The organism is Rugamonas sp. FW305-51 (assembly GCF_058786935.1).
In genome coordinates this window covers 33,634-45,106 of record NZ_JBYSZG010000036.1, presented here as the reverse complement: position 1 = coordinate 45,106, position 11,473 = coordinate 33,634, and the positions used below count along the sequence as shown (strand labels likewise).

General features: G+C 64.5%; 11 protein-coding genes. All 11 read right to left on the bottom strand.

Features of this window, described 5'->3' with window-relative positions; all coding sequences use genetic code 11:
* Position 1: 1 nt before the first annotated feature.
* The 11 genes from hflX to ndk all read right to left on the bottom strand — a co-directional run bounded on the left by hflX (position 2) and on the right by ndk (position 11,244).
* Positions 2 to 1,192, bottom strand: a complete 1,191-nt coding sequence (hflX, locus tag AC3WOS_RS21205) for a GTPase HflX (RefSeq protein ID WP_492718288.1) — start codon at positions 1,190 to 1,192, stop codon at positions 2 to 4.
* A 42-nt stretch (positions 1,193 to 1,234) separates the two neighbouring features.
* On the bottom strand, positions 1,235 to 1,471 hold the full coding sequence (gene hfq, locus AC3WOS_RS21200) for an RNA chaperone Hfq (protein ID WP_182155148.1): 237 nt from the start codon (positions 1,469 to 1,471) through the stop codon (positions 1,235 to 1,237).
* A 172-nt stretch (positions 1,472 to 1,643) separates the two neighbouring features.
* The gene (der, locus tag AC3WOS_RS21195; RefSeq protein WP_492718286.1) at positions 1,644 to 2,987 is read right to left on the bottom strand and encodes a ribosome biogenesis GTPase Der; all 1,344 of its coding nucleotides are present in this window, start codon (positions 2,985 to 2,987) and stop codon (positions 1,644 to 1,646) included.
* A gap of 4 nt (positions 2,988 to 2,991) precedes the next feature.
* The gene (gene bamB / locus AC3WOS_RS21190; protein WP_492718285.1) at positions 2,992 to 4,128 is read right to left on the bottom strand and encodes an outer membrane protein assembly factor BamB; all 1,137 of its coding nucleotides are present in this window, start codon (positions 4,126 to 4,128) and stop codon (positions 2,992 to 2,994) included.
* A 168-nt stretch (positions 4,129 to 4,296) separates the two neighbouring features.
* Positions 4,297 to 4,950: a YfgM family protein gene (locus AC3WOS_RS21185; RefSeq protein ID WP_492718283.1), complete on the bottom strand. Its 654-nt coding sequence runs from the start codon at positions 4,948 to 4,950 to the stop codon at positions 4,297 to 4,299.
* 70 nt (positions 4,951 to 5,020) lie between these two features.
* Positions 5,021 to 6,370 (bottom strand): histidine--tRNA ligase, encoded by a 1,350-nt coding sequence (gene hisS, locus AC3WOS_RS21180; RefSeq protein ID WP_492718281.1) that lies wholly within the window; start codon positions 6,368 to 6,370, stop codon positions 5,021 to 5,023.
* Between the two features lie 29 nt (positions 6,371 to 6,399).
* Positions 6,400 to 7,665, bottom strand: a complete 1,266-nt coding sequence (ispG, locus tag AC3WOS_RS21175; protein WP_492718279.1) for a flavodoxin-dependent (E)-4-hydroxy-3-methylbut-2-enyl-diphosphate synthase — start codon at positions 7,663 to 7,665, stop codon at positions 6,400 to 6,402.
* Between the two features lie 42 nt (positions 7,666 to 7,707).
* On the bottom strand, positions 7,708 to 8,721 hold the full coding sequence (locus AC3WOS_RS21170; RefSeq protein ID WP_492718277.1) for a helix-turn-helix domain-containing protein: 1,014 nt from the start codon (positions 8,719 to 8,721) through the stop codon (positions 7,708 to 7,710).
* A gap of 13 nt (positions 8,722 to 8,734) precedes the next feature.
* Positions 8,735 to 9,547 (bottom strand): type IV pilus biogenesis/stability protein PilW, encoded by an 813-nt coding sequence (pilW, locus tag AC3WOS_RS21165; protein WP_492718276.1) that lies wholly within the window; start codon positions 9,545 to 9,547, stop codon positions 8,735 to 8,737.
* Positions 9,547 to 10,719 (bottom strand): dual-specificity RNA methyltransferase RlmN, encoded by a 1,173-nt coding sequence (rlmN, locus tag AC3WOS_RS21160; protein ID WP_492718275.1) that lies wholly within the window; start codon positions 10,717 to 10,719, stop codon positions 9,547 to 9,549. The genes pilW and rlmN overlap by 1 nt, the downstream gene beginning before the upstream one ends.
* A gap of 99 nt (positions 10,720 to 10,818) precedes the next feature.
* Entirely contained in the window at positions 10,819 to 11,244 is a 426-nt protein-coding gene (gene ndk / locus AC3WOS_RS21155) for a nucleoside-diphosphate kinase (protein ID WP_492718273.1), read from the bottom strand.
* Positions 11,245 to 11,473: the final 229 nt, after the last annotated feature.

Sequence of the window (11,473 nt, the reverse complement as noted above, 5' to 3'; positions counted from 1 at the left end):
CTTAATGTGATCCGACATGAGTGATGGTTGGAATGCTGTCTGGCTGGCCGTCATCGGGCGCCAGTGCGTCGTCGTCGTGCAGATCCTGTCCGTAGTCGCGCGGTTGCGGCAGGCGTGCGCCTGGCGCGGCCCGGGCCCATTCCACGATCGCGTCGCGCAGCAGATCGAGGCCGGCTCCCGTGCGGGCGCTGATGAAAACGCGGGAAATTTTATCATATTCATCACGCTCGACGGACGGCTCCAGCCCTGCCGCGTCAATCTTGTTCCACACAAGGATCTGGGGAATATGATCGGCACCGATTTCCTTGAGCACCAGGTTGACCTGCTCGATCTGCTCCATGCGCACGGGTGAAGCGGCATCCACCACGTGCAGCAGCAGATCGGCGTGGATGGTCTCTTCCAGCGTGGCGCGGAACGCCGCCACCAGCTGGTGCGGCAGTTCGCGCACGAAGCCGACGGTGTCGGAAATGACGACCTGGCCCACGTCCTCGCCCATGTAGACGCGGCGCGACGTGGTGTCGAGGGTAGCGAACAGCTGGTCGGCCACGTACACGCCGGCCTTGGTGACGGCGTTGAACAGGGTCGACTTGCCGGCGTTGGTGTAGCCCACCAGCGAGACGGAAAAGGTCTGGCTGCGGCCACGGGCGCGGCGCTGGGTCTCGTGCTGCTTGCGCAGCTTGTCGAGCCGGGCCCGCAGCGCCTTGACGCGTTCGCCGATCAGGCGGCGGTCCGTCTCGAGCTGGGTTTCACCGGGACCGCGCAGGCCGATACCGCCCTTTTGCCGTTCCAGGTGGGTCCAGCCGCGGATCAGGCGCGTGGCCAGGTGCTGCAGCTGGGCCAGTTCCACCTGCAGCTTGCCCTCGTGGCTCTTGGCCCGCTGGGCGAAGATGTCGAGGATCAAACTGGTACGGTCCAGCACCCGGATGTTGAGGCGCTTTTCCAGGTTGCGCTGCTGGGCAGGCGACAGGGCGTGGTTGAAGATGACGATCTCGATCTGGTGATCGAGCACGGCCTGGCCGATCTCGTCGGCCTTGCCGCTGCCAACGAAATAGGCCGCATCGGGACTGGAACGCTTGGCCGTGATGGTCGTGACCGGATCCGCCCCCGCCGAGCGGGCCAGCAGTTGCAGTTCCTCGACGCTGGCGGCAAAGTCGCCCTGACCGAAGTCGATACCGACTAAAGCGGCGCGCATACGGCGGTCAGGCAGGTGGGCAGGAAGCGGTGTGGCAAGCGCTTATTCCGCGTCGGCTTCAATGTTCAGATTGACGGCGCGGGCCGGCACCACGGTCGAAATGGCATGCTTGTAGACCATCTGGGTGACGGTGTTACGCAGCAGTACCACGTATTGATCGAACGACTCGATGTGGCCTTGCAGCTTGATGCCGTTGACCAGGTAGATCGAGACGGGCACGTGCTCTTTGCGCAAGGCATTGAGGAATGGGTCTTGTAACAGTTGCCCTTTGTTGCTCATAACAGCTCCGTTTGATGTTGTAGTGTTTGAATTGGAGGCGACACGCCGGTTTTCAAGTGCTGCACTATGCAAAAACAGGGTGCAAGCTTCATTCTCCCAGAGGGGAATCATGCTATGAAGCTACTGTAACCTGTTTTCGCACTTTCTGCAGGCCGCGCCGGCGCGATTTGCCTTATTTCTGTGTTTTGGCAAATGGATTCTTGCCGGTGCGCAATTCAATGCGCAGCGGCGTACCCACCAGCGCGAACGTGTCGCGGAAATGCTTTTCCAGGTAACGCTTGTAGGGGTCGCCCACCGCGTCCAGTGCATTGCCGTGAATCACGATCACGGGCGGGTTCATGCCGCCCTGGTGCGCATAGCGCAGCTTGGGTCGGATCGAGCCCTTGCGGCGCGGTTCCTGCTTCTCCACGGCCTCGATCAGGGCGCGCGTCAGCTTCGGCGTGGACAGGTCGCACATGGCGGCCGCGTAGGCTGCGTCGAGCGACTTCATCAGCGGGCCGATGCCGGTCGCCTTCAGGGCCGAGATGAAGTGAGTCTTGGCGAAGGACAGGAAGTCGAGCTTGCGGTCGAGGTCGATCTTGATCTCGTCGCGGCGGTCCGACTGCAGGCCGTCCCACTTGTTGACGGCCACCACCAGCGCGCGGCCCGATTCGAGCACGAAGCCGGCGATGTGGGCGTCCTGCTCGGAGATGTCCTGCTGGGCGTCCAGCAGCAGCACCACCACGTTCGCTTCCGAGATCGATTGCAGCGTCTTGACCACCGAGAATTTCTCGATCGCTTCGAACACCTTGCCGCGGCGGCGGATACCGGCCGTGTCGATCAGCGTGTACTGCTTGCCGTCGCGCTCGAACGGAATCTCGATCGAGTCGCGCGTGGTGCCCGGCATGTCGAACGCGATCACGCGCTGCTCGCCCACCAGGGTGTTGATCAGGGTCGACTTGCCCACGTTGGGGCGGCCCACGATGGCGATCTTGATGCCGCGCTCGGCCGGCTCCAGCTCTTCCGGCTCTTCCGGACGCTGGGCGAAGGCCAGGTTCAGCGCCTCTTCCACCAGGTCGGCCACGCCGTCGCCGTGCGCCGACGAGATCGCGTACGGATCGCCCAGGCCCAGCTCGTAGAAGTCCGACACCACGGCCGTGTAGCGCATGCCTTCGGACTTGTTGACCACCAACAGCACCGGACGGCCGCTCTTGCGCAGGAAGTCGGTAATGGTCTTGTCATGCGGCGTCAGGCCCTGGCGGCCGTCGACCAGGAACACGACGACGTCGGCCTCGGCCACGGCCTGCTTGGTCTGCAGGGCCATCTGGTGCATGATGCCTTCCTTGGCGACCGGCTCGAAGCCGCCCGTGTCGATGACGAGGAAGGGACGTTCGCCGACACGGCCCTCGCCATAGTGACGATCGCGCGTCAACCCAGGCAAGTCCGCCACCAGCGCGTCGCGCGAGCGGGTCAGACGATTGAATAAGGTCGATTTCCCAACATTGGGTCGACCCACTAGTGCGATTACCGGCTTCATTGTATTACTCGACCGCGATGGCGGTCACTGTCCCTGATTGGGTTTGAAAAATCAAATTCGCGCCTGCCACCTGCGGTGCCGATTGTATCGGGCTGCCGTCGGTGCTGACGCGACCTATTAAAGCGCCATCTTCCCGGTTCAGGAAGTGGATGTAACCCTGCAGATCGCCGACCGCCACTGCGCGGCCGTACGAGACAGGCGTAGACAGGCGGCGGAACGCCAGCTTGTCGGTTTTCCAGGCACTGGTGCCCGTTTCACGGCTGTAGGCTGCCACCGCGCCCTGGTCGTCGGCGACGAACACGAATCGCTGGTCGACGGCCACGCCCACGTCGGACGAAGCGGGCTTGTTCCAGCGCGGCACACCGGTGGCCAGGTCGTAGCATGCCACCCGGCCCTGGTAGGACACGGCGCACACGTCCTTGTCGTACACCACGGGGGCGCCGGCGATGTCGGTCACCCGTTCCAGTTCCGTCGCGCCGCGCGGCTCGCCCACCACCACTTCGAAGCGCGGCAGGCCGCCGGCCAGGGCCAGCGCCAGCAGCTTGCCGCCGGGCTGGGCCACGTACACATTGGGGCCGCTGATGGTCATGCCGGGCGCGTTGCGCAGCGTCAGGGCCGGCGTGGTGCGGGCCACGGACCAGCGCTTGGCGCCGGTGGCCGCCTCATAGGCCGTGATCTGGTTGTCGACACTGCGCACCACCACCACGTCCGCGCCCACCACGGGCGAGGACAGCACTTCGCTCGACGCCTGCGCCTTCCACAGCGGCTTGCCGTTGGCGTCGAACGCAAGGATAACACCCTTGGCGCCGCCGACCACGGTCACGTCGCCGTTGCTGCCCACGCCGGCCGTCAGGTCGGCGCCGGTCTTGACGCGCCACACTTCCTTGCCGCTGGCCGCATCGAGCCGCACCAGGGTGCCGCCGGCATCGGCCGCGAACAGGCTGTTGCCCACCAGCGCGGGCGTGAACACGGCCTGGCCGGACGAGCCGAGCGCGTACTTCCAGGCCGCGTGCGCCGCCAGGGTGGACTTGAACTCGACCAGCGGCGCTGGCTGGTTCTTGGTTTCTTTCGACGAGAACAGCGAGCAACCGGACATCAGTGCCAGCAGGCTCACTGCAATAACTTTTTCGGTGGTACGCATAAATTTAACCTTGTTCTTACTGATCGGGCACGGCGGCCGGCGCGCCAACATGGCGTGCCGTCGGCCATTTCGCCGCCGGCCGTTCCGGGGCCAGGTCCTGGTCCGTCGGAAGGCGGCGCCAGGCCAGCGCTGCAGGGGTCCCCGCCTGCGCGGGGACGACGAAGATGCTTACGCCGCGTCCTTGGCCGCCGGCACGGTGCCGCCGATGGCTTCGAACTTCAGCTGGATCAGCTGGCGGCCGGGATTCTTCTTGTCGGTCGCGTCCAGCGCGGCCTGGTAGGCGGCGCGCGCTTCGGGCAGCTTGTTCTGCGCTGCCAGCACGTCACCCTTGCGGTCGGCCACGGCGCCGGCGAACTGCGGCGCGATGCCGCTGCCCAGCACCTTGAGCGCCTCGTCGTAGGCTTTCTCGTCGAGCAGCACGCCGGCCAGGCGCAGCTTGGCCACCGACTTGTATTCCTCGTCGCCGTGCTCGGAAGCCCACTGCAGCTGGGCCTTGGCCGATTTCAGGTCATTGGCGTCGAACGCGCTCTTGGCGGCCAGCAGCGCACCCATGGGCGCGTAGGCCGTGCTGCCGTAGCGGCTTTCCATGTCGCCGGCCGCGCGCAGCACCTTGGCGCTGTCCTTGGCATCGACGGCGTGCTGCAGCTCGTCGTACAGGGCCGAAGCCTGGGCCGCCTGGTTGCGCTGGTAGTAGTTCCAGCCGGTCCAGCCCGAGTAGGCGGCCAGGCCTGCGATCAGCACCCACGAGGTCAGGTTGCCATACTGATTCCACCACGCTTTAAGGGAAGCAAGTTGTTCTTGTTCTTCGAGATCGTATGCCATGAGTTCAGGTCAGGTTCAAGTTGTTAGGGTTGATGAAACGGTGCTGCGTACTGCTTGTACTGCTTGCTGCTTAGTGGTTGCAGTGCTCGTCGTGCACGTGATAGTGGCCGCCGTCGCTGGTGATCTGGTCGACCAGGAAGTCCACTACCTCATCGAACGGCACGTTCGACTGCTGCTGCTCGCCTTCGGCCGCGCGCATGGCCTTGACGCTGGCCGTGTGGTTGGCCACTTCGTCTTCGCCGATGATGACGGCAAAGGCAGCGCCGCTGCCGTCGGCCTTCTTCATCTGCGACTTGAAACTGCCGGGACCGGCGGCCGTGGAAGCGTGCATGATCACGTCCAGGCCGGCGTCGCGGATACGCTCACCGAGCACGAACGCTTGCAGCTGGGCCGCCTCGCCCTGGTGCACCAGGTACACGTCGCACTGGTTGGGCTGTTCCGGCTCGCCCGCTTCCTTCATCAGTTCCAGCAGGCGCTCGATGCCCATGGCGAAACCGACGGCCGGCGTCGGCTTGCCGCCGAAGCTGGCGATCAGCGGATCGTAACGGCCGCCGGCGCACACGGTGCCCTGCGAACCCAGCTGGTCCGTGACCCATTCGAACACGGTGCGGTTGTAGTAGTCCAGGCCGCGCACCAGGCGGGTGTTGATGGTGTACGGGATGTTGTTGTGGTCCAGGATCTTGCGCACGCCATTGAAGTGGGCCAGCGATTCCTCGCCCAGGTAGTCGAGCAGCTTGGGCGCGTTGTTGACCATCTCCTGCATGGCAGGGTTCTTGGTGTCCAGGATGCGCAGCGGGTTGCTGTGCAGGCGGCGCTTGGCTTCCGCGTCCAGCAATGCCTCGTGCGACTCCAGGTAGGCGATCAGGTCCACCCGGTGGCGGGCGCGCTCTTCCGCGTCGCCGATCGAGTTCAGTTCCAGGCGGATGTTTTCCAGGCCCAGGTCATCCCACAGGCGGCGGCACAGCATGATCATTTCGGCGTCCACGTCCGGGCCGTTGAAGCCCACCGCCTCGCAGCCGAACTGGTAGAACTGGCGATAGCGGCCGCGCTGCGGACGCTCGTGGCGGAACATGGGGCCCGTGTACCACAGGCGCTTGGGGCCTTCGTACACCAGGTTATGTTCGATCACGGCGCGCACCACGCCGGCCGTGCCTTCAGGGCGCAGCGTCAGCTGGTCGCCGTTCATGGAATCGGTGAAGGAATACATCTCCTTTTCCACGATGTCGGTGACGGCGCCGATGGCGCGCGCGAACAGGCCCGTGTTCTCCACGATGGGCGTACGGATCTGCTGGAAGCCATAGCTCTGCACCACCGACTGGGCGGTGTTCTGGAACAGTTCCCACAGGTGGGCGTCCCCCGGCAGGATGTCGTTCATGCCTTTGACTGCGACGATTTTTTCAGCTTTTTTGGTTTCGGACATTTCGATCTTCTTTTAACTTATGCGACGACTCAGGCGGCGGCCTGGCCGTAATTGGTCTGCACGTAATTCAAAACGATGGTCTGGAATTCTTCCACGATGCGCTCGCCGCGCAGGGTCGCCACCTTCTGGCCGTCGACGAACACCGGCGCGGCCGGCGATTCTCCCGTGCCGGGCAGGCTGATGCCGATGTTGGCGTGCTTCGATTCGCCGGGGCCGTTGACGATGCAGCCCATCACGGCCACGTTCATCGCCTCCACGCCCGGATAGGTCTTTTTCCACTCCGGCATCTGCTCGCGCAGATAGGTCTGGATGTTGTCGGCCAGTTCCTGGAAGGTGGTCGAGGTGGTGCGGCCGCAGCCGGGGCATGCGATCACCATCGGCGTGAACTTGCGCAGGCCCATGGTCTGCAGGATCTCCTGCGCCACCACTACTTCCTTGGTACGGTCGCCACCCGGTTCCGGCGTGAGCGAAATGCGGATGGTATCGCCGATCCCTTCCTGCAGCAGCACCGACAGCGCGGCCGTCGAGGCCACGATGCCCTTGCTGCCCATGCCGGCCTCGGTCAGGCCCAGGTGCAACGGGTAGTCGCAGCGGCGCGCCAGTTCGCGGTAGACGGCGATCAGGTCCTGCACGCCCGACACCTTGCACGACAGGATGATCTTGTCGCGCCCCAGGCCCAGCTCCTCGGCCCGTACGGCGTTCTCGATGGCGGAGGTGATCAGCGCCTCGTACATCACGGCCTGCGCGCTCCACGGTTCGGCGCGGCCGGCGTTTTCGTCCATGATGCGCGCCAGCAGCGCCTGGTCCAGGCTACCCCAGTTGACGCCGATGCGTACCGGCTTGTCGTAGCGGGCCGCCACTTCGATCATCTGGGCGAACTGGCTGTCGCGCTTGGCGCCCTTGCCCACGTTGCCGGGATTGATGCGGTACTTGGCCAGCGCCTTGGCGCACTCGGGATAATCGTTGAGCAGCGTGTGGCCGTTGTAGTGGAAGTCGCCCACCAGCGGCACGTCGATTTCCATCTTGTCGAGCTGTTCGCGGATGTAGGGCACGGCCGCTGCCGCTTCCGGCTTGTCCACCGTCAGGCGCACCAGTTCGGAACCGGCGCGGGCCAGCTCCTTGATCTGGATCGCCGTGCCGATCACGTCGGCCGTGTCGGTATTGGTCATCGACTGCACCACCACGGGCGCGTCGCCGCCGACCCATACCTGGCGGCTGCCGTTGGCCACCAGCACGCGGCGGCTGCCGCGGCGCTCGGACGGCCCGGAAGGAATGGCTGTTTGTGTAGAGGACATGACTGTTCTGACTATGTTTCTTGCTATGTACTTGAAACGTGATTACTTGATGTTCACGCGCGAAATCGTGCCGCCCGCCACCGGGGGCAACGCCAGCGGCGCGCCGCCCAGCGTCGCTTCCACGCCGGCCGGTTTGCCGACGATGAGCAGGGCCGGATCGGCGATGTCGAACGTTTCGGTCGCGCCGGCCTTGACCAGGCGCGAAATGAGCGGCGACTTGCCGGGACGGCGGATCTCGATCCACGAATCCTGGTTCACCTTCAGCACCAGCGCGCTGCCGCTGGCCGCGGCAGGTGCCGGCGCAGCGGCAGCCGCGGGCGCGGGCGCGGCCGGCGCTGCGGCGACCGGCGCGGTGGCTGGCGGCGTCACAGTCGCCGGCGCGGTGCCGGTGGCGGGCGCGGCGCCCGCACCGGGCGAGCCGGCGGCCGGTGCGCCACCTTGCGGCGGCACGGAAATCAGCGGCACCGACGGCGACTGGATGGGCGCCGTTTCCTGGCCCGGCTTGACCAGCGTCGTTTCGATCGGCGCCACGGCGTCCGTCGTTTTTTCGGCCACGGCGGAAGCGGAAGCCGAGGCCCCATCCTTGCCCTGCCCCAGCATGCCCGGCGCGATCAGCCCGGCGTGATAGGCGTAGGCGCCGGCAGCGGCCACCACCACGGCCACGGCGGCGCCTATCATCCAGCCAGCGGGCTTGGACGAGCGCTCCGTCAGCGTCGGAAAGCGCGACTCGGAGAAGGTGGGCGAGCGTTCGCGGCGCGGCGGCGCGGCCTCGTGGCTGGTGGGCGAGACCACCTCGATCATGGCCACCAGCGGCGTGGCGTCTATCTTCAGCACCTTGGCGTAGGCGCGCACGAAACCGCGCACCACGGCCATATTGGGCAGCGACGCGTAGTCGCCCTTTTCCAGCGCGACCACCTGGCGCGGCGCCAGTTTCAGCTGGTCGGCTATCTGTTCTATCGTCCAGCCGGCCGCTTCGCGGGCGGCGGCCAGTTGTACTCCGGGCGTTGCCAGGTTGCTGCCCTGGTCTTTTGGCGGTTCAGCCCACTCTGAATTCATTGGTACCCCTGTTTCATTCATCAAACGCCCCACGTTGATACGCAGCATACTCGGCCGAGCCGGGGTGGTGGCGCCGCAATTGCGTCGCCCAACCGGCTTCCGCATCCCGGTCGCCAAGCTTATGCTGCACCTTAATCGCGAGCCACAGCACATCGGCCGTCATGCTCTCCATCTTTGCTAACTTGCCCAGCCGGGTAATGAAAAATCCGGCGCGGGTGTAATCGCCCCGCACGTAATAGACCTGCGCCAGGTTGGCATTGGTCGCCGCCAGGTCCGGCGTGAGCTGCAAGGCGCGCAGCAGGTACTTTTCCGCCGTCGCGTAGTCCTTGATTTTCAGCGCGCAGGAACCGGCGTTGTTCAGCGCATTGGCCGGCGACTGGTAGACCGGATTGCCCAGGGCTTGTTCGAAATGCTTGAGCGCCTCGGGCACGCGGCCGTGCTGGCACAGGAACGAGCCGTAATTGTTGGCCAGATCGGGATTACGCGGCGCCAGCTTGAGGGCGTGCACGAAATTATCCTCGGCCAGCGCCGTCTCGCCCATGGCCATGTAGATCAGGGCCCGCATGCCGTAGGCGTCCACGTACTGGGGATCGGCCGCCAGCGCCAGCTTGACTTCGTCCAGTGCCACCGGATACTGGCCCTGCTCGTAGTAGCCCACGGCCAGCTGCATGCGGATCTCGGCGCGGCGCTGGGCCGACGTCTGGTCCGACGCCGTGGCCAGTTCTTGCTTGCCGCTGCTGCCTGGGCCGGACGCACAGCCGGCCAGCATCGCTGCCAGGCCTAGGGCGGGCAGGAACGGACGGCAGCGGCGGACCAGGGATGTCATCAGGACCGGATCTCCACGATCTTGCCGAAGTCGGGGCCGAATTTCTGCTGGTATTCGGCCATTTTTTCCATCCGCTCCTGGACCCGGGTGCGGTCCTGCACTTCGCCGGCAAGCTGGCCGCAGGCGGCGTCGATGTCGTCGCCGCGCGTCTTGCGGATGGTGGTGACGATGCCGGCATCCATCAGGATCTGGGCGAAGGCCTTGATGCGGGGATTCTTCGAGCGGAACAGGCCCGATTCCGGGAACGGGTTGAACGGAATCAGGTTGAACTTGCAGTTGACGCCGTGCTGGCGGTCCTGCACCAGGGCCACCAGTTCGCGCGCGTGCTCGTCGCTGTCGTTGAAGCCGTCGAGCATGCAGTATTCGAAGGTGATGAAGTCGCGCGGCGCAAATTCCAGATAGCGCTTGCAGGCGGCCAGCAACTCCTTCAGCGGGTATTTCTTGTTCAGCGGCACCAGGCCGTCGCGCAGCGCATCGTTCGACGCGTGCAGCGACACGGCCAGCGCCACCGGCACTTCCTGCGACAGCTTGTCCATCATCGGCACCACGCCCGAGGTCGACAGGGTGACCCGGCGGCGCGACAGGCCGTAGGCGTTATCGTCGAGCATCAGCTTGAGGGCCGTGACGGTCGGCTCGAAATTCAGCAGCGGCTCGCCCATGCCCATCATCACCACGTTGGTGATCTGGCGTTCGCCTTTGGGGCCAGGCTCGATGCCCTTGGTGCGGCGCAGCTCGAACTCGGCCATCCACAGCTGGCCGATGATCTCGGCCACGGTCAAGTTGCGGTTGAAGCCCTGCTTGCCGGTGGAACAGAAGCGGCAGTTGACGGCGCAGCCGGCCTGGGTCGAGATGCACAGCGTGCCGCGGTTGTCTTCCGGGATGAACACGGTTTCCACGGCGTTGCCGTTGCCCACGTCCACCAGCCACTTGCGGGTGCCGTCGGACGACGTGTGGTCGCTGATGACGGCCGGGGCGCGCACTTCGGCGCGCGTCTTGAGCTTGTCGCGCAGCGACTTGGCCAAGTCCGTCATCGAGTCAAAATCGGCGGCGCCGAACTGGTGTATCCAGCGCTGCAATTGTTTGGCGCGGAACGGCTTCTCTCCCAACTCGGCGCAATAGGCGATGAGCTGCGCGGGATCCAGGTCCAGCAAGTTGGTGAGGGTCGTATCCATAATCTTATTCAAAGCAATTCCAAAAAATCCGTCCCCGCCTAGGCGGGAACGGGGTACATCAGCGGCGGCGCCGCAAACGGCACCGCCCGGCGTTAAAAATTAACGCGAGTAAACGTTCAGTGCTGGGAAGAAGTAAGCGATTTCCACAGCAGCAGCTTCAACAGCGTCCGAACCGTGGACGGCGTTGGCGTCGATCGAGTCAGCGAAATCGGCGCGGATGGTGCCTTTTTCAGCTTTCTTCGGATCGGTAGCGCCCATCAGATCGCGGTGTGCCAGGACGGCGTTTTCGCCTTCCAGCACTTGGATCATGACAGGACCGGAAACCATGAAGTCCACCAGATCCTTGAAGAAACCGCGCTCTTTGTGAGCGGCGTAGAAGCCTTCGGCATCTGCGCGCGACAGCTGGGTCATGCGTGCTGCAACGATTTTCAGGCCAGCGCCTTCGAAACGGCTGTAGATTTGGCCGATTACGTTTTTAGCAACTGCGTCTGGTTTGATGATCGACAGGGTGCGTTCGATTGCCATTTATAAAAACTCCAATAAAAAGAAAGGTTTAAAACAAGTATTGATAACTCAATCAACCTTTGATTTTACCATAGAACACCCCATATAACGGATATTGCAAGGCAAGGGGGCTGGCCGGCGCGTCCGCAGGCCCGGTGCGGGCCCGGAATTTGCCTCTGCCGAGGGCGATTTTGCGCGTTTTTGCTCCGGCGTGCTATGCTTTTATCAGGTCGTTAACTGAACACCAATG

Excerpts from the sequence above, each read along its gene's own strand:
- hflX (WP_492718288.1), bottom strand. The coding sequence starts at position 1,192 with ATGCGCGCCGCTTTAGTCGGTATCGACTTCGGTCAGGGCGACTTTGCC.
- hfq (WP_182155148.1), bottom strand. The coding sequence starts at position 1,471 with ATGAGCAACAAAGGGCAACTGTTACAAGACCCATTCCTCAATGCCTTG.
- der (WP_492718286.1), bottom strand. The coding sequence starts at position 2,987 with ATGAAGCCGGTAATCGCACTAGTGGGTCGACCCAATGTTGGGAAATCG.
- bamB (WP_492718285.1), bottom strand. The coding sequence starts at position 4,128 with ATGCGTACCACCGAAAAAGTTATTGCAGTGAGCCTGCTGGCACTGATG.
- AC3WOS_RS21185 (WP_492718283.1), bottom strand. The coding sequence starts at position 4,950 with ATGGCATACGATCTCGAAGAACAAGAACAACTTGCTTCCCTTAAAGCG.
- hisS (WP_492718281.1), bottom strand. The coding sequence starts at position 6,370 with ATGTCCGAAACCAAAAAAGCTGAAAAAATCGTCGCAGTCAAAGGCATG.
- ispG (WP_492718279.1), bottom strand. The coding sequence starts at position 7,665 with ATGTCCTCTACACAAACAGCCATTCCTTCCGGGCCGTCCGAGCGCCGC.
- AC3WOS_RS21170 (WP_492718277.1), bottom strand. The coding sequence starts at position 8,721 with ATGAATTCAGAGTGGGCTGAACCGCCAAAAGACCAGGGCAGCAACCTG.
- pilW (WP_492718276.1), bottom strand. The coding sequence starts at position 9,547 with ATGACATCCCTGGTCCGCCGCTGCCGTCCGTTCCTGCCCGCCCTAGGC.
- rlmN (WP_492718275.1), bottom strand. The coding sequence starts at position 10,719 with ATGGATACGACCCTCACCAACTTGCTGGACCTGGATCCCGCGCAGCTC.
- ndk (WP_492718273.1), bottom strand. The coding sequence starts at position 11,244 with ATGGCAATCGAACGCACCCTGTCGATCATCAAACCAGACGCAGTTGCT.